This window comes from Symplocastrum torsivum, assembly GCF_059505465.1.
In genome coordinates this window covers 1-21,031 of sequence record NZ_JCACKQ010000068.1, presented here as the reverse complement: position 1 = coordinate 21,031, position 21,031 = coordinate 1, and the positions used below count along the sequence as shown (strand labels likewise).

Sequence of the window (21,031 nt, the reverse complement as noted above, 5' to 3'; positions counted from 1 at the left end):
ACAATGTAGTCATCAGATCTTAGTCGGAGGTCAGCCACAATAGGCAACTGACCACTAACACAAGCTAGCATTATATATATGCAAGTTGAATGCGCTTCAGCCTAATAACAATTGCTCCTACTCTGTAGCCAGTTGCTCACTTTTCTAGCTGTAACATCCAGGATTGATAAGCGATACAAGCACCATTAAGGTTTTATATACGCTTAGTCACATCGGTTCAGGATTCCTCACCAGATTCTTCTTCCTGCCCGTCAAGTTGTTTTAGGTGAATATGCTTCCGTCCCAGAGTGATTTCAAATTCATCCCCAGGCTGTAAGCTCATCAGTTTAGTGTAAGCAGAGCCAATCAATAGATTACCGTTAGACTGCACACTAATTCGATAACTAGCACTACGTCCTCCACGTCCATTGCCATTGACTTTGCTGTCTAACTCAATTCCCTCAGCATCAATCAGAGCATTGAGGAATTTCATCATGTTGACCCGCTCTACTCCGTTCTTTGTTACGGTGTAGTAGCCACAGGCTCTCGCTTTTTCTTCTTTGCTGAGATTTTCCAGTTCTTTGACTTTCTTAACCAGCGCCTCACCCTCTAAGGGGTCTGTTTTTTTCTTTTTAGCCATCAACTTCTATCTAAAACTAAGGAGTCAGGTGGTAGGGAGCATTTGTGCTGAACTAACCAAAAACTAAGATAACAAAATCTCAGTGTTCTATCAGCACATCAAACTATATTACACGGAGAGTGTCAACTTAGTTAGCTATATTTATTAACTCAAGGTTTGTAACTTAGCGCATCCCTCCTTAGATGAGGTAGGAACCGATACCTCCAGGGAATGTTCACTGTTTAAAGCCTTGATGTCCTCCAAGAAAAAAGAATGTCTACTCAGACTGACATTGAGGTAGCGATGCATCAAGCTTGAGAATAAATACACAATCGTTAAAGTTGATAGTAAGTAGGTGGGTGAAAATAAATGTTGCTACTTTCCGGGATTGGAGATGAGGACTAGGGGCAGGGAATTCTTACTCAATTGCTGATTTCTAGCCCCTAGTCCCAAAAACAGCAAGTTGTCTTTAATTACGCCTATCTACTTACAGTCTTCATTGGACACGGAATAAAACCAGTTGAGTAATTTAACCTGTGTGACCTCAATAAGAACCTAAAAGCAACTACAAGCTTAAGCGTGTCGGCTTGAGGAATACCGATACCGACAAAAACAATGTGCTTACTGTACGGAGATTAAACTTAGTATGAAGCTTACAACTCGTGGACACTACAGTGTTAAAGCACTATTAGATCTAAGCCTACAGCGAGGGTTTGGGCCAATATCTGTTAAAGCGATCGCACAACGACAAGATCTACCTGCTCCTTACTTAGAGAAACTGCTCATTGAAATGCGTCGGGCTGGGTTAGTGAACTCTGTACGTGGTGCTCAAGGCGGTTACCAATTAGCCCGCGAACCTGCACAAATTTCTCTCGGTCAAATCTTAGAAGCGGTTGGTGAAACAGTTGAGCCATTATCTCACCATACCCCAGACGCTGAACAAGCTGAAGATTGGGTAACATTCACTCTCTGGCATCGACTTCACCAAAAACTCAAAGAAGCGTTGTACAGTATAACTCTTGCTGACCTATATTATGACGCTCGGAGCTGGCAAGCGGCTGTAGGAGAAGAGACAAGCTTTGTTGTTTAGTTGTGCTTCTAACACATTGCACGAAGAGTAAAATCTACCCCAACTTATGACCTCAAGAACTAGACCACTTTTAAAGACGGTAGTAAAGCTCGATACCACCCTGAATTTAGAGTCTCAAGCTTGAAATGCTTGGTTATTTCAGCAATCTCCTTCGACTGAGTCAACAATCGATTTAGTTGCAGTCACTCTTTAAATGTTTAGCAAGCTCTCAACATTAGACTTCTTGCAGAAGTCGGGAATAGGGAACAGGCAACAGAGATTGATAAAACCGAATTCCCCCAATCACCAATCACCAATGACCTGTCCCCAGTTCCCACTTTCAAGATAGATCTAGTTTTCAGGATGGACATACTCGGATCAGGAATATAGATGGATGCGATCGCAATAAATTTAGTTCAAGCGGCTGCCGTTTTGCTATTGGCGGCTGTTCTGGATTATGTTGTTGGTGACCCGTGGGGCTGGCCTCATCCAGTGCGAGTCATGGGTTGGGTGATTGCTCATTTTACAACCTTTGCTCTCAAGCAATTTAGCCGTCAGTCGGAACGTCGATGTGCTGGTATCGTGTTAGGCGTTGGACTCATTATTAGTAGTGGAATTACAGGATGGTTAATTGTTCGCGGAGCAAGTTGGATTCATCCACTACTGGGTGTTGTGGTAGAAGCTATTTTACTTGCTAGCTGTTTTGCCGCTCGAAGTCTACGAACAGCCGCCATTGATGTTTTACAACCCTTAACAGCAGATCAAATAACTCAAGCGCGTTCTAAATTGAGTCAATATGTTGGTCGAGATACAGAAAAGCTGACAGAACCAGAAATCCTTCGGGCTGTCTTAGAGACAGTTACAGAGAATGCTACAGATGGAGTAACAGCTCCTCTGTTTTATGCAATTGTTGGGGCATTTCTGCCTGGGGTTGGTAGCGTTCCTCTCGCCCTTGGTTACAAAGCTGCAAGTACCTTGGATTCAATGGTTGGCTATCGGCAAGAGCCTTATACAGATTTAGGCTGGTTCAGTGCCCAGTTAGAAGACGTCCTGACTTGGTTACCCTGTCGGCTGACTGTGATTACTCTGGCACTTTTGTCGGGGAAACCTCAAGAGGTTCGGTATCTGTGTCAGCGCGATGCTATTAAAGATCCCAGTCCTAACTCCGGCTGGAGCGAGTGCGCTTATGCTGCAATCTTAGGAGTTCAAGTCGGAGGGACAAATTGGTATCAGGGTATTGCTAAGCACAAGCCACTTCTAGGTGAGCCAGTTTACCCAATTACATCTGCGAAAATTTACGAAGCTCTGAGGCTAACAAGGTATTGCTTTTTGCTGTGGTTGGGGATTGCGATCGCTTTTTTGAGCTTACCCGCTTTCGGAGTAATCCTAAAAATGTTGAGGCTAGCCTAAGACTCTCTGCTCCAAAACACTGTTTTATTATTTACATCCTAGCTAAAGAGAACAGGAAGTAGAGAAAGTTTACCTTTTGCATAATTAGTTCAGTCTAGGGCGATAAGTCTTAATTACTACAAGTAAAATAACCTTAATTCTCATATGCAACAAAGTACTGATAGATCTGAAAAGAAAACGATACGTGAGTAGTTTTTATATAGCTTCGTCCTTTATCTGTCCAGTTTCCTCATTATTGAAGCTGTTTCTAGCTGACTAAATTCACCCAAATGGGTGAATCAATCAGGCGAGGTTATAAGGAAAGAAAAAAGCTTACCTTAAAAGAAGTAAATGCTCTCATGACTTCTCGATCAAATCTGGAATTCACTACAAGAGTTTTGAAGTTACTTTCAGGGTGAGAAACTCACCAACACCGCACTAGAAATTACTACATTACTAATCGGACAAAATCATCATGGAAACGCTTGCATACACTCATTTAACTGCTATCTACGAAGAACCAACTGACCTCAAAACTCTGGATTTTGAGCTGAAATTATTCAAAAACCTAAACCGTAGTAAGCTACCTGCCAAAGCGAGTATGCGCTTTCTCTCACTTACCCTTGCTTTAATCGTTATGGGTATCAGCAGCAGTGCGTTCGCCCTTGAAAGAGGTAACAGTGGCTCTCAAGTCTCCACTCTTCAGAGAAATCTCACTATTGCAGGTTACTACAACGGCCCAGTAACTGGATTTTATGGCTCATTAACTCAAGATGCTGTCACCCGGTTTCAGCGTGCGAATGGACTGACACCAGATGGTATTGCAGGTTCTAGAACATTAGCCTCCTTAGAAGGTCGTGGTGGACCCATTACGGGGGGCGGTTTTTCTAATGTCACATTAAAACGAGGCAACAGTGGCACCTCGATAACCCGCCTTCAGCAAGCCTTGACCAACTACGGCTATTACAATGGACCGATTACTGGCTACTTTGGTAAATTAACCGAGTCAGCCGTCATCAAATTTCAGCGAGCCAATGGATTAGTGGCTGACGGTATTGTTGGACAAAGAACTAAAGCTGCACTAGCCGCAGACTAATTCAGCTCTACCTGATGTCAATTGGTTTAGTTAACGCTACACTCACGCTCTCCCTTCGGATGCAGAGGAGCGATTGCAGACACTATGCAAAACAGTATGGCTGAGCAGAGAGACAAACATAAATGCTAAGTGTAGAACCATTTATTAATAGTAATTGGTATAGCGTTTAAGTACGCCAAGATGGGCTGTGTTTAGGTGTCCCAGACTTTAGCCTGAGGGCAAAAGATCTAAGGATGAAGAAATCTTTCTCTTTCACCTGACTTGGAGCAAGAAGTCTATTACATAGGCAAGAAAAAGCGCTCTTTTTAAGGAGCGCCTGACAACCACATTAAAAAACTGAAACTTTAGATGATTTTGACCTTAGCCCTGAATTGCCGGGGCTGTAAGAGCGACTGGCACGACTTTGCCCGATGCTAGGTCAAGTGGAAAGTTGTGAGCATTACGCTCATGCATCACTTCCATTCCCAAATTGGCGCGGTTCAGCACATCAGCCCAAGTCGCAATTACACGACCTTGAGAGTCAATGATTGACTGGTTGAAGTTAAAGCCATTCAAGTTGAATGCCATCGTGCTGATGCCTAAAGCGGTGAACCAGATACCAATCACCGGCCAAGCCGCTAGGACGAAGTGCAAGGAACGGGAATTTCTAAAGCTGACATATTGCCAGAATAGCCGTCCTAAATAGCCGTGGGCTGCCACAATGTTGTAAGTTTCTTCTTCTTGACCAAACCTGTAGCCGTAGTTCGCTGATTCGTTATCGCTTGTCTCACGTACTAAGGTAGAGGTCACCAAAGAACCGTGCATTGCAGAGATTAAGGCTCCACCAAATACACCCGCAACACCTAGCTGATGGAAAGGATGCATCAGGATGTTGTGTTCAGCCTGGAACACGAACATGAAGTTGAAGGTGCCACTGATGCCTAGAGGCATACCATCTGAGAAGCTGCCTTGACCGATGGGATAAATCAAGAACACTGCTGTCGCTGCCGCTACAGGTGCAGAGTAAGCCACAGCAATCCAAGGGCGCATTCCTAAGCGGTAAGAGAGTTCCCACTCTCGACCCATGTAGCAGAAGACACCAATGAGGAAGTGGAAGATAACAAGTTGGTAGGGACCGCCATTGTACAGCCACTCATCCAGGGAAGCGGCTTCCCAGATGGGGTAGAAGTGCAAGCCGATCGCATTGCTAGAAGGGACAACTGCACCGGAGATGATGTTGTTGCCGTAGAGTAAGGAACCAGCTACGGGTTCGCGAATACCGTCAATGTCAACGGGAGGCGCAGCAATGAAGGCGATGATGAAGCAGGTGGTAGCAGTCAGCAGGGTAGGAATCATCAACACGCCAAACCAGCCTACATAGAGGCGATTATCGGTTGAGGTAACCCAGTTGCAAAACCGTTCCCACAGATTGGCGCTTTCACGTCTCTGTAAAGTAGTGGTCATAATTTCTAATGATTTCGTTGCAGTAATTTTGCAGGTCGGTTGTTGTTTTTGTTTTGTTAACAACCTTGATTAGAGAGTAATAAAGATTCATTAAGCCTGTCAGTTACTAAAAGTTAGTAAAGGTTAGGACTTAAAGTTAGTTGTTAAAAATTACTAGGTATTTATCGTTATCTTGTTCTCAGAAACCAACTCACAAGTTTTTGGTCAATCAATAGGTATTTGTACTTTAAGAAGAGATAAAAACCTTTGCAATCTAAAGGATTCAGAAGTATCTCCATTGGGCTGAGAACACTTGATTAAGTCATTAAAAGTTAGTAAAGTTAACAAAAATCAGCAACGTCTTCATAGAAATGACGCTTGAAGAAGCCCTAGCAGCTTTGGAAAGGATTCTTGGCAAAGGGTCGTTAAATGACCTCCAAGAACTGATCGTGCGCCAATCCTGGGAGCAAAAAACTTATCCAGAAATTGCTGCAAGCTCTGGTTACGATGATGGCTACGTCAAGTATGTAGGCTTTCAGTTATGGAAAACGCTCTCTGATGCGCTTGGGGAGAGAGTTAGTAAAAATAACTTTCGGGCTGTTCTAAGGCGATGGCGATCGCACTCGCTCAATAACACTTCCAGAGAAGTACCAGACACGACAGCCCTAACCCCCCCAACCTCCCTTTCCTACGAGGGAAGTGGGGAGTTAAACTCTCCACTCGTTGCAGGAGAGAGGCAAGGGGATAAATCAGCCGAGATTCATTCACCTTGTTATCAAGATTGGGGTGAAGCCATTGATGTGTCGGTTTTCTATGGACGCTCTTGGGAATTGGCAACGCTAGAGCGGTGGATTATCCAGGATAAGTGTCGATTAGTGGCGATGCTGGGAATTGGTGGCATTGGTAAAACTGCTTTGTCTGTCAAGTTAGCTGAGCAACTTCAGGGACAATTTGAGTATGTCATTTGGCGATCGCTTCACAACGCCCCCTCAGTTGAATCGCTTCTTACTAACTTGATTGACTTCCTATCGAACCAGCAGGAAGTTGACTTACCAGAGGATAGTAGCTACAGAATTTCGCGACTTCTCTATTATCTTCAAAAGCATCGCTGCTTAATCGTACTCGACAATGCCGAGACAATTTTAGCTAGTCCTACAACACAAGAGAAGGTTGAGGAATGTAAGGAGTATGGCGAACTCTTCAAGCGAATTGGAGAATCGCGCCACAAAAGTGTCATCGTACTAACGAGTCGAGAAAAGCCCAAAGAGGTAGCGGTACTAGAAGGTGAAACGTTTCCAGTGCGCTCATTGCAACTGTCAGGTTTAACAACTACAGAGGGACGAGAAATTTTCAGAGGCAAAGGAAACTTTTCGGGTTCGCAAGAGGACTGGCAAAGCCTAATTCAGTCGTATGCAGGTAACCCTTTAGCGTTGAAGATTGTTGCTACAACCATTCACGATTTATTTGATAGCGATATTTCTAATTTTCTTTCCCAAGGAACAGTTGTTTTTGGCGATATTCAAAATCTTCTGGATCGGCAATTTTGTCAGTTGTCTAAGTTAGAGGCTGAAATAATGTACTGGCTAGCGATTAATCGCGAACCTGTTGCGATCGCAGAACTCAAAGCTGACTTAGTATCACCTATCCTACCGTCTCAACTACTAGAGTCATTGGAATCTCTAGAACGGAAGTCATTGATTGAAAAAGGGGTAGCTCGCTTTACTTTACAGCCTGTCCTCATGGAGTACGTGACGAATCGCTTAGTCAAAGAAGTGTGTCAGGAAATAAAGACCAAAGAAATTTTTATTTTCAAAAATCATGCACTGCTCAAAGCTTGGGCAAAAGACTACATCAAGGATATTCAAATTCACTTCATTCTTAACCCTGTCAGCGAGCAATTGTTGCGAGTGTTTGGCACTTCAGAGAACCTTGAAACTCAGTTGATGGCAATTATTTCCTCGATCAGAGGGAAGTTACCCATTGAAACGGGCTACGTTGCTGGAAATACGATTAATTTACTATTTCATCTGAAGCAATATTTAAACGGTCATGACTTTTCTGGGCTTACCGTTTGGCAAGCAGACTTAAAGGGCATGAATTTGCACCATGTTAATTTTTCTAGTTCTGATCTAGCCAAATCTACATTTACTGAAGACCTTGGCTACGTTTTCGCAATGGCAGTCAGTCCAGATGGCAAACTTTTAGCTACGGCTGATAGTCATGCCATGATTCGTTTATGGCGAGTTGCAGATGGACAACAACTATTAAGTTGGGATGGAGAATGCCCTGGTTGGACTCGCGCACTTGCCTTTAGTCCTGATGGCAAAACCCTGATCAGTGGCAGTGACGACAAAGCTGTAAAACTGTGGGATGTCAGTACGGGACAGTGCCGCAAAACATTGTATGGAGACGGGCATACGGGTTGGATACTATTTGTTGCCTTCAGTCCTCAAGGTGAATCCGTAGCGAGTTGTAGTGAAGATGCCACCATAAAACTGTGGGATATAAATACAGGTCAGTGCCGCAAAACCTTTCGAGGACATACCTCTTGGGTTTCCTATGTTGCCTTTAGCCCTGATGGTCAGATGCTAGCGAGTTGCAGCGTAGACAAAACAATCAAACTTTGGGATAGCAATACGGGTCAATGTCTTAAAACATTAGAGGGACATGAAGATGTAGTCGGGTTCGTGATGTTGAGTGCCGATTCCCAAAGCCTGATTAGTGCTAGTGAAGACCAAACGATTAAAGTATGGGACGTTCGGACAGGTCAGTGCAAAAGAACGTTACCAGGGGGACACAATGGTTGGGTGTGGTGGTCTGCGGTTGCCCTCAGTTATGACAACAAAACTTTAGCGATTGGTAGTAGAGACCAAACGGTTAAGTTGTGGGATATTAGCACGGGTCAGATATTGAGAACGTTACAACACAGTAGTGGGATTCGCACAATCGTTTTCAGTCCTGATGGTGAGACGCTTATAGGTTCTCATGACGATCAAACGCTGAAAGTGTGGAATGTCTTGGATGGTAGGTGCATCAAAACATTTCAGGGATATAGTAGCGGCGTGTGGTCTATTGCATTCAGTCCGAATCACCAATTTTTGGTTAGTGGTGGTGCAGACCAATTAGTGAAAGTGTGGAATGTCTCGGATGGTAAATGTTTGCGTAGCTTTAGGGGTCACACGGACATGGTTCGGTTTGTTGCCTATAGCCCGCAAGGTGATACCTTAGCCAGTGGTGGTGCCGATCGCACACTGAAACTCTGGAATATCTCGGATGGCAGGTGCTTGAGAACCTTTCAGGGTCATATGAATTGGGTAATGTCTATTGCCTACAGCCGGGATGGTCAAACGTTAGCAAGCGCTAGTTTAGACCAAACGGTGAGACTCTGGGATATTAATAGTGGCCAATGCCTCAAGGTTTTACAGGCTCACGAAACGTTGGCGCTTTCAGTAAACTACAGCCTGGATGGTCAAATCCTAGCGAGTGGTGGTGCAGATTATAGGGTAAAGCTTTGGGATATTAATACAGGAGAATGTATCAATGTTTTAGAGGGACACACGAATTGGGTGTTTTGTGTCGCTTTTAGCCCTACTAGTCAAACCTTAGCTAGTAGCAGTGTAGACCGAACGATTAGGATTTGGGATATTCGTAATGGTAAGTGCCTTGGTATCTTGCAGGGTCACGCGAGTTGGGTCAACTCGATCGCCTATAGTCTGGATGGTCAAATCCTCGCCAGTAGTAGTTTGGATGGAACGGTGAGACTGTGGGATATCAAAACGGGTGAGTGCCTAAGAGTGTTGCAAGATCACACAAGCTGGGTGCTTTCAGTTGCTTTCACTACGGGCGAAAGATTTTCCCCTGACTTGAGTCAAGTTCTTGTCAGTAGCGGTGATGATCGCACAATACGATTTTGGAATATCCAGACAGGGGAATGTCTCAAGATACTCAAAAGTGACAGACCTTATGAGGGGATGGATATCACTGGTGTTGTTGGAATCACTGAGGCTCAGAAAGTGACGCTCAAAGCATTAGGTGCGATCGCAAACTAGCTGGTGTCCAGCGAGAGGATTAATTGCGTCGTTTTTGCTGTTGTTCAATGAGTCTTAGCAGCATTATTCATTCATGGAATTAGCTCTCGCCGAGATATGCCTTGCGAACCGTTTCGTTAGTCTGCAAGTCTTTCGCTGTACCTGCCAGAACGATTTGACCTGTTTGTAATACATATCCGCGATGAGCAACGGTTAAAGCCATCCGGGCATTCTGTTCTACTAGCAGAATCGTAGTTCCCTGCTCATTAATGTCTTTAATAATCGAGAAAATCTGGGTGACTAGCATTGGTGCTAAACCCATGCTTGGCTCATCTAATAACAATAAACGAGGTCTTGCCATCATCGCCCGACCGATCGCAAGCATTTGTTGTTCACCCCCACTGAGCGTTCCTCCTTTTTGAGTAAATCGTTCTCTCAGTCTTGGAAAAAGATGTAATACTCGTTCGATATCTGACTTAATGCCAAGAGAATCTTTACGGGAGAATGCCCCCATCTCTAGATTTTCCTGCACCGTCATCCGAGGGAAAATCAGACGACCTTCAGGACTTTGGGAAATGCCTAAACGGACAATTGCTTCTGTTGATAACGTCTCTAAGGCGCCTCCCTCAAACAGAATTTTGCCCTCACGCGGTCGTAATAACCCTTGAATGGTTCGGAGAGTTGTTGTTTTACCTGCCCCATTACTACCAATTAAGGTGACGATTTCCCCCTTATCGACCTGTAGTGAAACACCTTTGAGGGCATGGATATTTCCGTAGTAGGTATGAATGTCTTTAATTTCAAGCATAGTCAGAGTCCTGAGTGCTAAGTTCTGAGTCCTGAATCGCAGGTTCTGTGTGGCTAAGCACTTGCTCCTCTGCGTCTTCTTTACCCAGATATGCCTCAATCACACGCGGATCGGTACGAACTTCAGCGGGACTTCCCTCAGCAATTTTTGAGCCGTACTCCATCACACTAACGCGATCGCTAATTCCCATGACCACCTTCATATCGTGTTCGATCAATAAGATCGTCAAATCCAGTTCATCTCGGATGCGGTGGATAAAGCGCGTCAAATCAGCAGTTTCATTGGGGTTCATCCCAGCCGTTGGCTCATCCAAGAGCAATATCTTCGGCTCACTTGCCAACGCCCGTGCAATCTCCAACCGTCGCTGGTCACCATAAGAGAGGTTTTTGGCTGTCTCGTAGGCTTTTGATGCCCCTAAGCCCACAAAGTCTAGGAGTGAGAGAGCTTTTTGTTCAGCTTTTAGCTCTTCTTGGCGCACAGACGGCGGACGGAATAACGTTCCGATTAAACCCGTCTTTAAGCGGCAATGTCTGCCCACCAAAACATTTTCCAGCACGCTCATGTTACTGAATAGGCGGATATTCTGAAACGTCCGAGCAATTCCCAAACTAGTGAGCATATCTGGGCGTGCGCCCGTGATATTTCTGTCCTCCAACCGTAGCTGACCTGCGGTAGGGACATAGATGCCCGTGAGCATATTAAAAAACGTGGTTTTTCCGGCACCGTTGGGGCCAATCAGGCTAGCAATCATCCCTTTTTCCAGCGAGAAATTGACCTGTTTAACGGCTGTTAAACCCCCAAATTGCATCGTGAGTTGACGCGCTTCCAACAGTGGCATTACTGACTCCTTGCGTCTGCTAACGACTCGTTAATCTCCTCAGCATCCGAGTGCAGTTCGGCTTGACGTTCTGCACTTGGCACCAGACCCTCTGGGCGAATGATCATCATGATCACTAAGGTTAGACCAAACAGGAACAGACGCATCTGGATCGGATCGACACTAACGGCGAGAAAGTCTCTCAAGGCTGGATTTCCAATGTTCGGTAACACGGAAGTATTCAACAAACCCTTTAGGACTTGCGCTAACTGAGGGAGAAAAAGGCGATCGGCTGATGTAATCAGTAGGCAACCTAAAAGCACGCCTGGAATACTACCCAGTCCACCCAAAATTACCATACATAAGATGATGACGGAAACGTCAAATCCAAACACGCTAGGAAAGATAGCGCTGATATAAGCCCCATAAAAAGCACCTGCAAATCCAGAGAAGGTTGCTCCCATTGCAAACGCTAATAACTTAGTTCGGACTAAGTTAATCCCCATCGCGCTAGCGGCAAGTTCATCTTCCCGAATTGCCGTCCAAGCACGTCCCAAACGTGAACCCCGCAGACGACTAATCATGAAGGTCGAGCCGACGACTAACAACAGGATTAGATAATACCAAGGTAGAAATTGACCTGCTTGGAACGTGCCGACAAAGGGAAGTGAGGGGCGACCAATGGGATTAATGCCTGCTTCACCTCCAGTCAGGTTAAGGGCTTTCTCACAACCCAACAGACAAATTGCCATCTCTGGGCGACCGATTAGACCCCCAATAGTCTTGGAGATTGGCTCGTAAATTTGGACACTCGTGAGATTGCGAAAGACAATCGGCACAATTTCACCAAACCCCAGAGTCACGATCGCTAAATAGTCACCGCGTAACGGTAACGTGGGAGAACCGAGAATCACTCCCGCGACAGCCGCGACAGCAGCAGCAATCCAAATCACAATCCAGAAGTTCCACTCAACACCTAGGAACGGAGAAGACAATAAGCCAGTGGTATAGGCTCCAATCGCAAAAAAGGCAGCATAACCTAAGTCCAGCAACCCAGCATAGCCCACCACAATATTGAGTCCTAAGGCTAATAGGGCAAAGATTAAGATAGTGATCACCTGCTCAATCCAGTTGGTCTGAGCTGCCTGATCGAGGAAAGGAAAGGTAATTAAGATCAAAGCCAGTAGACCTAGAGTCGCTTTCTGGCGATTTTTCCCTAAGCCTTGTAGCCAACCTGCGATTCCCCCTGCCACAGTCGCAACAACTAAACCAACAATTCCAAAAATTAATGTCTGAATCACTCCTAAACCTGGTCGTCCACTGGCTGGACGCAGAATCAGCCCTTCAATCAAGCTGGCGACCAAGATCCAAACCCCTAGTACTAGCCCCGCCCTAGTCCCTAAACGTGCGCCGATTTTAGGGACAGGAACCCGCTTCCCTTGACAAGCCATTACACCTGCTCCTACTCCCACTAGCCAGCCGGCAAGCGCACCACTCCAACCACCAAAGAGTAGTACCGTGATGGCGGCGAGTATCCCCAAAATATTCCCTGACTTGGTTGTCTGCTTTCTTGCCTGCTTTTTCATGGTTGTCCTTTGTCAGTGGTCAGTCATCCAGTGGTCAGTTATTGGTTGAAGCAAACCAATAGACCATACATAGACAACGGACGAAATCTTATACCTTTTCCTGCACATTCTCACCGAGCAAACCACCAGGTCGGAACACCAAAATCACAACCAAGACAGCAAACACCCACGCATTAGTCCAGCGACTTGACAGGTACTGGTCGCTCAATGATGAGAGTACTCCAATTAACACACCCCCCAGCATTGCACCAATGATATTGCCGATTCCTCCCAAGACGGCGGCAGTAAATGCCCGTAAGCCGGCAGTAAAGCCCATCGTAAAGACAATCGTATTGTTATACAGTCCGATCAACAGCCCTGCCGCTCCTGCCAATGCTCCACCAATCAAAAAGGTGAGGGCAATAATCTGATCGACATTAATCCCCATAATCTTTGCAGCGTCCCTATTTTGGGCAACCGCTCGCATCGCTTTACCCGGACGAGTATATTGCACAAACAGATGCAACCCTACCATCAGAGCCGCAGCAACAACCAACACGATTAAGTCTTTGGTCGTAAAAGAAAAATTGCTCTGAATACCCAGCGCTTTCAGGATATCAATGCTAGGTAAGAGGTCAGGAAAGTTTTTTGGGGCAGCAGAGTTGTTTCCCATTGATGGGATAAAAGCTCTCAGTCCTCCCCAAAATAGGCCCGTGTTCTGGAAAATGAATGAAACTCCAATAGCAGAAATCAAGGGTGCAAGTCGGGGGGCATTGCGTAGAGGTCGGTAGGCAAAGCGTTCAGTCAGGACATTCAGGCCTGCACAGACAATCGTCGCGATTAGTAAAGTAGCAAGTATGGGAATAATGCTTGCTCCCAGTGATGTCCCATCAGTCACTCCAAATGCACTGAGGGCAGTAAGGGCAGTAAATGCCCCTAACATATATAAGTCGCCGTGGGCAAAATTGATCAGCTCAATGATGCCGTAGACCAATGTATAGCCCAACGCAATAATCGCGATAATCGCGCCGTTGACAATGCCTACCTCAAGTTGCTGAAGTAGGCTTAATGGACTACTGGCAATTTCCCCAACAATGCGGGGGATGTCAAGTCCGGCAATTGGTCCCAGCAGTAGAACTAAGTAAGCTACGGCAAGATACAGTAAAGTCTTCTGCCATCGTTTCATATAGGTTTGGCTGTAGACAGCAGAGCGCGTCTAGCTTAAGGGTCTAATAACTCGATGTTGTAGTGGTTGATCCTAAAAGATTCTAGATCGATTTTGTTGATGGTCGATGGTGCATTACCATCAACCATCATCCCAAAGCAATGACTTACTTCGCTTCTAAAGTTGTCACGTACTCAAACTTCCCATCTTTGACTTGGCTTCCTGACAATTTTTTAATGGTCGTATCACCATTCTCATCAAAGCTCCACGTTCCCAGCAGTCCTGGAAAATCCTTGGTTGCCATCACTGCATCCCGAATTGCAGCACGGTCATTTTTGCACACTTGATTGATGGCATTAATCGCAACCTTGCCAGATTCGTAACCGTAAGCAGCATACACTTCCGGTTCGGCGTTGAATTTCTTCTTGTAACTTTCGTACCATTCCTTTCCTTTACCCGTTAGTGCTGTCGGTGGTATGCCACCAAAGGTTGCATAAACTCCATCAGCGGTAGGTCCAGCCGCATCAACGAAGTCTTGGACAAGAATGCCATCTGGTCCCATGAACTTGACTTGCTCCGGTGTCATTCCAACCCCACGCATATCCTTGACTAACTGCGCGGCGTTGTTGTCAATAATCCCGCCAAAGTACACCATGTCGGGGTTGAGAGCCTTGATCTTGGTCATCACGGATTTATAGTCTGGAGCTTTTGGGTCAATCCCCTCGTGTCCCAGTACCTCTATCCCTAACTTTTTGGCGGTTGCTTCAAAGATATCGGCAATCCCCTTACCATAAAGCTCTTGGTCATCCAGGATATAGACACGTTTCACACCTAAAGATTGTGCCCAATTCGCTGCGACATTTCCCTGGAGGTCATCGGCTGGAACGACACGGGCGTAGTTGCGTTTGCCATTGGGATAGTAAACGTTAGGTTCGTTGGCTTCGCCCGTTCCTGGTTTGGTTAGACCAGGGTATGTGTTTGCAGGGCTAACCATCGCCAAGTCAGCTTGGTTCAGGATGGGGATAGATAGCTTAGCCGCACCAGAGTTGTAGTGACCGATGAAGGTAACAACTGACTTATCCGCAACGGCTTTGTTCGCATTGGCAGTTACCGCCGCAGGCTCCCATTTTCCAGCAGCGGCGGTAGCATCGTCATACTGTTCAAATTGGATTGTGATTTTGCCGTCACAAGCTTTTGATTCGGTTTCATCTAAAGCTTGCTGAATGCCATTAACGATTGTTTGAGACTGTCCCAAAGAAGCACCTGTCATTGGCAGACTGGAAACTATCTTGACGGTGTTTTCATCGGCGGCGGCACCACCCCCTCCCTGAGTGCTGGCGGTTGTATTACCACCAGATGTGTTTCCACAAGCTGCTGCCAGAAAGCCTGTAGCTAGAGTAGTGAGGGCTAAGGCGATCGCAAAACGAGGCTTAAGGGTGTTTTCTAAATTGAGCTTATTCATCTGTTGTGTTTCACTCCTCTGCTCCCAGAAGCAGATCCGATATTGAAGAATAGATTAGATTTTAAGCTGATCTTCCCCCTAGCGACAGATAAACTGGCTACGCTTCTATGAAGTAAGGTTACGCACTGGCAGAGAATGCTCAATCCTTTAGAAACGCTAGGGCGTGTCTGCAAACTGACAGACGTGCCCTAAGAGCGAGTCGTAGTTAGTAGCCTGATGTGCAGACTTTATAAAGCGGACTTTCCCAACCTACAGTCTTGGATAAGCCTAGAGAGCCACTTCTATATATAAGTGAAGTAGCCTTTTGAACGGAGAGGGAGGGATTCGAACCCTCGGTATGGAGTTACCTGCCATACAACAGATTAGCAATCTGCCGCTTTCGACCACTCAGCCACCTCTCCAGGGTGACAATTAGACATGATAGCAGATCTTGAAGACTTGTTTCCCCATTAAATTTTGGCTTAGTGTCGAAAGTGTCAATTTTTCCTCTAATTGTTTGCTATAAATCTTAAGTTAAGGAAGCAGAATTTCGCTTTTTGCAATTTTCTCTTCTAAAAGGCATACTAACTTTGGAGCAAGTAAAAGCTCTCTATTTTAATTGGTAACCACCTGGTTTGATGCCTCATTTCCTAAAACAATAAGGTTAGAGACTGCGGTTACTGTCTAGCGAAGAGAGATTTTCAGAGTTGTTACGAGCTTGAAGTGCAGGATTAGGAATTGCAAAACACAAGCTGTAATACACCACTTCTAAAACGTAGTACATAAATGGCAATTAGTAATACGCGAAATACACAAAAAATCAAAATCTATTCCTTTTTGGTTATTGACGATGCAGTTTTTTTTGCTTAATCTTTGTTAAAGTATCTAAGCAAAAGTTAATAGTGAGTGCTTGGCAGGGTAGAAAGACAAGTGTCTAACCTACCTAAGCTTCGTCACAATCCAGGACTACGAAACCTATGGACATTACAAATAAAAAGCACATTGCTCTCATCTCAGTTCACGGTGACCCAGCTGTGGAAATTGGTAAAGAAGAGGCTGGAGGACAAAACGTTTACGTGCGGCATGTGGGTGAAGCCCTCGCTCACCAAGGCTGGCACGTTGATATGTTTACTCGTGCATCGAGTGCTGAACAACCCAAAATCGTTGAACATGGTCCGCATTGTCGGACCATTCGTTTATCAGCGGGTCCAGAAGCCTTTGTACCAAGAGACGAGATATTTGGGTATGCGGGTACGTTTGTCAATGAACTTCTGAAGTTTCAACAAGAGACAGGAATTCAGTACCCTTTGGTACACACAAATTACTGGATTTCTTCCTGGGTGGGAATGCAGCTGAAGAAGCACCAACCACTTAAGCAGATTCATACCTATCACTCATTGGGCGCTGTTAAATACAAGTCAATTACAACGATTCCAATGATTGCTACCACCCGTTTGAGTGTGGAAAAAACAGTATTGGAGACAGCAGAGCGAATTGTGGCAACCAGTCCGCAAGAACAAGAACATATGCGATCGCTTGTTTCCACGAAGGGCAACATCGACATCATTCCCTGCGGCACCGATATTCAGCGATTTGGTTCTATTGATAAGCAAGCTGCACGGGCAGCACTAGGTATTGACTCTGATGCGATTGTCGTCTTCTATGTAGGACGCTTTGATGAACGCAAAGGGATTGAAACCTTAGTACGGGCAGTTGGTCAATCACAGTTTCGGAATAACGAGAAGCTAAGGTTAGTGATTGGTGGTGGTTCTCGCCCTGGACAAAGTGATGGGAAAGAACGCGATCGCATCGAAGGAATTGTTGCTGAACTCGGTTTGAGCAACATCACCAGCTTCCCCGGACGCCTTGGCGATACCACGTTACCCGCTTACTACGCAGCGGCTGATGTTTGTGTGGTTCCCAGTCACTATGAACCCTTCGGTTTAGTTGCCATTGAAGCAATGGCAAGTGGTACACCCGTTGTTGCCAGCGATGTTGGTGGTTTGCAATTCACCGTCGTTCCTGAACAAACAGGTTTACTTGCCCCACCAAAAGATGAAGCGGCTTTTGCAGCAGCGATCGATCGGATTATCTCCAACCCAGAGTGGCGAAACCAGTTGGGAGCAGCAGCAAGAACACGGGTTGAGAGTAAGTTTAGCTGGGATGGTGTCGCGCATCAGCTAAGTGATCTCTACACCACGCTACTCGAAAAACCAGCAAAAGTGTTAGCACAAGCCAGCGCTTAAAAGATTCCTCCCCACACTCAACATATTTGGGAATTGCCTGCTTGCCATGAGAGTATTATGCTCTCAGCAGCAGGCTTAACTTATGTCCAAGGATCATCTATTGGTGTCTTGCCTGCTGTCTCAGAAAAGTCTGCTTCTCGCAGTGCTTCTTGAACCAACTGCTGCACTTCTGAATGGACTTGTTCGTAAGCTTCTGACGTACACCAGGGGCGCAAGTAGAGGATTGTTGTCCTAGATGTAGTCGAAAAAACATGGCAAGTAGTCTTTGGTTTATCTAAAACCAGAGGATGGGGTTGCACCAAAGATAAAAGCAAGATAATTGTCGGTTCAATGGGGCGATCGCCAATATCAACTTTTAAATCCACCCGTCGCGTCCCTAACGCTGTCGTATTTTTCAAGACACCACTGAAGAGATTATTATTTGGCACCGTAATCTTGACATTATCGGGTGTTACCACAGTTGTTGAGAAAATCCCGATCGCATCTACCACACCCTTAACCCCTGATGGGCCTTCAATAAAATCACCCACCTCAAATGGGCGCTGGTTAATCAACATCACACCAGCCGCGAAATGGGATAGGGTATTCTGCAACGCCAAACCAATCGCTAAACCAGCAGCACCCACCACAGCAACGACACTGGCAGCCTGAATCCCCAACGCACTCAAGAAAGCAACGATTCCAACCACCAACGTCAGAATTTCTGATGCCTGTACCAGGAACTTGCGTAACGTTGGCTCAACTGGACTAAACGCTCTGCGCGTGGCGCGACCAACTAAGATAATTGCATAGCGGGTAGTGAGTAGAATGCCAAGCGCCCATAAGACTTTCGTCCCCACCTGAAAGGCCAGATTCAGTAGCTTTTGGTTAAACAGGGAGGCGACATCAATAGCCAAAATCATCATTGGCAACCTACTTTTTTCTACATTCCTGACGAAAGTTTAACAAGATGGGGAGCGGGGAGTAGCGACTGGGGATTGGGGAATTGGGAATTGGGATTGGGGAATTGGATGCACACATACTCCAGACACAACGTTATAAGATAAGTGCAAGCTCTACATAAACTTTCGTTCACCACGAAAATTACGAAAGTCTCTTGTTCCCAATCCCCAATCCCCTATGCCTCTACCAAACCTAATCGGTCTAGAACAAAGGCATACTCAAAGGCGATTTCTTTTAGGCTCTCATAACGCCCGGATGCACCTCCATGTCCTGCACCCATGTTGGTTTTGAGCAGGAGAAGATTATTGTCGGTTTTTAATTCCCGAAGTTTAGCTGTCCATTTTGCGGGTTCCCAGTATTTAACGCGAGAATCGTTTAAGCCTGCGGTAATGAGAAGGTGCGGGTAGTCTTGGGCCTTGACGTTGTCGTAGGGCGAGTAAGATTTCATGTAGTCGTAATACGTTTGATTGTTGGGATTGCCCCATTCTTCCCATTCCATAGCAGAAAGAGGAAGGGAAGTATCGAGAATTGTTGTTACTACGTCTACAAAGGGAACAGCGGCGTGTGCGACTTTAAAAAGATCAGGACGACTGTTGAGTACAGCACCCATCAACAAACCGCCAGCACTGCCGCCGGAAATTGCAAGGCGATCGCTTGCTGTCCACTTTTGGGTAATCAAATGCTCAGCACAGGCAATAAAATCAGTAAACGTGTTTTTCTTGTGTAAGAATTTGCCCTCTTCATACCATTTACGCCCCATTTCTGCACCACCCCGAATGTGCGCGATCGCAAAGACTACCCCACGATCAAGCAGCGAGAGTCGAGTCGAGGAGAAAGATGCTGGGTAGGATGCACCATACGAGCCATAGGCAGTGAGAAACAGAGGGTTTTTGCCATCTTTTTGGATTCCCTGCTTGTAGACAAGGGAGATGGGAATCTGGGTGGCGTCCGAAGCAGTCGCCATGATTCGCTCACTTTCGTATTGCGTTTTCTCATAACCACCTAGTACTTCTGTTTCTTTTTTCAACTCACGCTCGTAGGTTTCTAAGTCGTAGTCGAAAACAGAGGAAGGTGTGATTAAAGACGTGTAATTGAATCGCAAAGTAGTGGTATTAAATTCTGGATTACTCCCTTCATAAACCGAGTAGGTTGGCTCCGGGAATGTTATTTCGTTTTCCTCACCCGTTGAAAGTTTTTGCACCCGTATAGTGGGGAGTCCAGCCTTTCGTTCGTAGATAACCAAGTGGTCAACAAAGGCACTAACGCCTGAGAGCATTACATCATCTTGATGGGGAATTACCGTTTGCCAGTTTTCCTTAGCTGGAGAGGCAACCGGAGTTTGCATCAATTTAAAGTTAAGGGCTTCGTCATTCGTGACAATGTAAAAGCGATCGCTATGATGTTCGACGCTATATTCCATCCCTTGCTGGCGAGGATGAATGACTTGAAAAGAACCCGTAGGATTATTCGCGTCTAAATAATGAACTTCTGAAGTAATGTTGCTACCCAAGCTCATTAAGATGTAGGCTTGGCTACGGGTTTTGCTAATCCTAAGGAAGTACGCTTCATCCTTTTCATGGTAAATCAAGACATCTTCATCAGGAGACGTTCCCAAAGTATGCCGAAAAAGTTTAAAAGGTCGGTTTGTAGCGTCTACTTTCGTATAAAATACTGTCTTATTATCGTTACCCCAAGCAAAAGAAAAATAGGTATCAGCTAAAGTTTCTGGGTAGAGCTGAGATGTCGTCAAGTCAAGAAAAAACAACGTATATTGCTCAGCACCATTCGTATCAACTGAATAGGCTAAAAGTTGATGATTTGGACTAGCTTGAAATACCCCTAAGTTAAAGAATTCATAGCCTTTTGCCAGTTCATTTTGGTCGAGTAGCACTTGTTCAGGGGCATCAAGACTTCCCGGTTTTCGACAGTAAATTGGGTAAGATTTTCCTTCTTCAGTGCGTGAATAGTAGTAGTAGTCATCTTTACGATAGGGCACTGAAAGGTCAGTTTCTTTGATGCGGGCAAGCATTTCGTTGTAGAGACTAGCTTGCAGTGCTTCAGTATGCTGCATCATCGCTTCTGTATAGGCATTTTCGGCTTCTAGATAGGCGATGACTTCCGGATTAGTGCGATCGCGCATCCAAAAGTAATCGTCAAGCCGCTTATCTCCATGCAATTCAAGTACCTGTGGCTGCTTTTTGGCGCTGGGTGGAGGTACCGCAGCCAACAGGTGATTTTCTTGAGCCATTATCTTGTAACCTTCATTGAACCTACTGGATGATTGCTGTTGATTAATCCTTCAGCAAGACGCTAAGTGTACTGATAGCGGAGGGAAATCGCTAGTGCTGTGATTAAAAATTTTACCTTTGAAGCCGAGTCAGCCTGAGACTTTTACGAGTCGTGATGCGTAAAGCCCCCGCGCTCTACTCCGGGGGATATAAGCGA

General features: G+C 45.5%; 14 protein-coding genes and 1 tRNA gene. 5 read left to right on the top strand and 10 right to left on the bottom strand.

Going from position 1 to position 21,031, the window contains the following annotated elements; all coding sequences use genetic code 11:
- Positions 1–217 precede the first annotated feature (217 nt).
- A complete protein-coding gene (locus AC5JL3_RS20295) occupies positions 218–619 on the bottom strand; it encodes an AbrB family transcriptional regulator (RefSeq protein WP_192219934.1) in 402 nt (133 codons plus the stop codon).
- Positions 620–1,244: 625 nt separating this feature from the next.
- Between AC5JL3_RS20295 and AC5JL3_RS20290 the strand changes: the two genes are divergently transcribed.
- The 3 genes from AC5JL3_RS20290 to AC5JL3_RS20280 all read left to right on the top strand — a co-directional run bounded on the left by AC5JL3_RS20290 (position 1,245) and on the right by AC5JL3_RS20280 (position 4,152).
- Positions 1,245–1,688, top strand: a complete 444-nt coding sequence (locus tag AC5JL3_RS20290; RefSeq protein ID WP_496076193.1) for an Rrf2 family transcriptional regulator — start codon at positions 1,245–1,247, stop codon at positions 1,686–1,688.
- Positions 1,689–2,057: 369 nt separating this feature from the next.
- Positions 2,058–3,077: an adenosylcobinamide-phosphate synthase CbiB gene (cbiB, locus tag AC5JL3_RS20285; RefSeq protein ID WP_496076192.1), complete on the top strand. Its 1,020-nt coding sequence runs from the start codon at positions 2,058–2,060 to the stop codon at positions 3,075–3,077.
- 454 nt (positions 3,078–3,531) lie between these two features.
- A complete protein-coding gene (locus AC5JL3_RS20280; RefSeq protein ID WP_496076191.1) occupies positions 3,532–4,152 on the top strand; it encodes a peptidoglycan-binding domain-containing protein in 621 nt (206 codons plus the stop codon).
- Positions 4,153–4,512: 360 nt separating this feature from the next.
- Here the strand turns inward: AC5JL3_RS20280 and psbA are convergent, their stop codons facing one another.
- The gene (gene psbA, locus AC5JL3_RS20275; protein WP_496076190.1) at positions 4,513–5,595 is read right to left on the bottom strand and encodes a photosystem II q(b) protein; all 1,083 of its coding nucleotides are present in this window, start codon (positions 5,593–5,595) and stop codon (positions 4,513–4,515) included.
- A gap of 350 nt (positions 5,596–5,945) precedes the next feature.
- Here psbA and AC5JL3_RS20270 point away from each other — a divergent pair, with 350 nt between their 5' ends.
- Positions 5,946–9,623, top strand: a complete 3,678-nt coding sequence (locus tag AC5JL3_RS20270; RefSeq protein ID WP_496076189.1) for a WD40 repeat domain-containing protein — start codon at positions 5,946–5,948, stop codon at positions 9,621–9,623.
- 79 nt (positions 9,624–9,702) lie between these two features.
- Here the strand turns inward: AC5JL3_RS20270 and AC5JL3_RS20265 are convergent, their stop codons facing one another.
- The 6 genes from AC5JL3_RS20265 to AC5JL3_RS20240 form a co-directional block, all read right to left on the bottom strand.
- Complete coding sequence (locus AC5JL3_RS20265; protein WP_496076188.1) at positions 9,703–10,410, bottom strand: ABC transporter ATP-binding protein; 708 nt, start codon at positions 10,408–10,410, stop codon at positions 9,703–9,705.
- Positions 10,403–11,248: an ABC transporter ATP-binding protein gene (locus tag AC5JL3_RS20260; RefSeq protein WP_496076187.1), complete on the bottom strand. Its 846-nt coding sequence runs from the start codon at positions 11,246–11,248 to the stop codon at positions 10,403–10,405. The genes AC5JL3_RS20265 and AC5JL3_RS20260 overlap by 8 nt, the downstream gene beginning before the upstream one ends.
- Positions 11,248–12,813: a branched-chain amino acid ABC transporter permease gene (locus AC5JL3_RS20255; protein WP_496076186.1), complete on the bottom strand. Its 1,566-nt coding sequence runs from the start codon at positions 12,811–12,813 to the stop codon at positions 11,248–11,250. Before AC5JL3_RS20255 ends, AC5JL3_RS20260 begins: the two co-directional genes overlap by 1 nt.
- Positions 12,814–12,901: 88 nt before the next feature.
- On the bottom strand, positions 12,902–13,978 hold the full coding sequence (locus AC5JL3_RS20250) for a branched-chain amino acid ABC transporter permease (protein WP_496076185.1): 1,077 nt from the start codon (positions 13,976–13,978) through the stop codon (positions 12,902–12,904).
- 145 nt (positions 13,979–14,123) lie between these two features.
- Positions 14,124–15,419 carry a branched-chain amino acid ABC transporter substrate-binding protein gene (locus tag AC5JL3_RS20245; RefSeq protein ID WP_496076184.1) on the bottom strand — a complete coding sequence of 432 codons (1,296 nt, stop codon included), beginning with the start codon at positions 15,417–15,419 and terminating at the stop codon, positions 14,124–14,126.
- Positions 15,420–15,728: 309 nt separating this feature from the next.
- Positions 15,729–15,820 (bottom strand) — tRNA-Ser (locus tag AC5JL3_RS20240).
- A gap of 555 nt (positions 15,821–16,375) precedes the next feature.
- Here AC5JL3_RS20240 and AC5JL3_RS20235 point away from each other — a divergent pair.
- A complete protein-coding gene (locus AC5JL3_RS20235) occupies positions 16,376–17,644 on the top strand; it encodes a glycosyltransferase family 4 protein (protein ID WP_496076183.1) in 1,269 nt (422 codons plus the stop codon).
- Positions 17,645–17,724: 80 nt separating this feature from the next.
- On the opposite strand, the gene AC5JL3_RS20230 is transcribed toward AC5JL3_RS20235, so the two are convergent.
- Positions 17,725–18,549 (bottom strand): mechanosensitive ion channel family protein, encoded by an 825-nt coding sequence (locus AC5JL3_RS20230; RefSeq protein WP_496076182.1) that lies wholly within the window; start codon positions 18,547–18,549, stop codon positions 17,725–17,727.
- Positions 18,550–18,761: 212 nt separating this feature from the next.
- Entirely contained in the window at positions 18,762–20,834 is a 2,073-nt protein-coding gene (locus AC5JL3_RS20225; protein ID WP_496076181.1) for a S9 family peptidase, read from the bottom strand.
- Positions 20,835–21,031 lie beyond the last annotated feature (197 nt).

What these genes read in the sequence shown, in the direction of transcription:
- AC5JL3_RS20225 (WP_496076181.1), bottom strand. Translation starts at nt 20,834, where the DNA reads ATGGCTCAAGAAAATCACCTGTTGGCTGCGGTACCTCCACCCAGCGCC.
- AC5JL3_RS20235 (WP_496076183.1), top strand. Translation starts at nt 16,376, where the DNA reads ATGGACATTACAAATAAAAAGCACATTGCTCTCATCTCAGTTCACGGT.
- AC5JL3_RS20255 (WP_496076186.1), bottom strand. Translation starts at nt 12,813, where the DNA reads ATGAAAAAGCAGGCAAGAAAGCAGACAACCAAGTCAGGGAATATTTTG.
- AC5JL3_RS20280 (WP_496076191.1), top strand. Translation starts at nt 3,532, where the DNA reads ATGGAAACGCTTGCATACACTCATTTAACTGCTATCTACGAAGAACCA.
- AC5JL3_RS20270 (WP_496076189.1), top strand. Translation starts at nt 5,946, where the DNA reads ATGACGCTTGAAGAAGCCCTAGCAGCTTTGGAAAGGATTCTTGGCAAA.
- AC5JL3_RS20295 (WP_192219934.1), bottom strand. Translation starts at nt 619, where the DNA reads ATGGCTAAAAAGAAAAAAACAGACCCCTTAGAGGGTGAGGCGCTGGTT.
- AC5JL3_RS20290 (WP_496076193.1), top strand. Translation starts at nt 1,245, where the DNA reads ATGAAGCTTACAACTCGTGGACACTACAGTGTTAAAGCACTATTAGAT.
- cbiB (WP_496076192.1), top strand. Translation starts at nt 2,058, where the DNA reads ATGGATGCGATCGCAATAAATTTAGTTCAAGCGGCTGCCGTTTTGCTA.
- psbA (WP_496076190.1), bottom strand. Translation starts at nt 5,595, where the DNA reads ATGACCACTACTTTACAGAGACGTGAAAGCGCCAATCTGTGGGAACGG.
- AC5JL3_RS20260 (WP_496076187.1), bottom strand. Translation starts at nt 11,248, where the DNA reads ATGCCACTGTTGGAAGCGCGTCAACTCACGATGCAATTTGGGGGTTTA.
- AC5JL3_RS20250 (WP_496076185.1), bottom strand. Translation starts at nt 13,978, where the DNA reads ATGAAACGATGGCAGAAGACTTTACTGTATCTTGCCGTAGCTTACTTA.
- AC5JL3_RS20265 (WP_496076188.1), bottom strand. Translation starts at nt 10,410, where the DNA reads ATGCTTGAAATTAAAGACATTCATACCTACTACGGAAATATCCATGCC.
- AC5JL3_RS20230 (WP_496076182.1), bottom strand. Translation starts at nt 18,549, where the DNA reads ATGATGATTTTGGCTATTGATGTCGCCTCCCTGTTTAACCAAAAGCTA.
- AC5JL3_RS20245 (WP_496076184.1), bottom strand. Translation starts at nt 15,419, where the DNA reads ATGAATAAGCTCAATTTAGAAAACACCCTTAAGCCTCGTTTTGCGATC.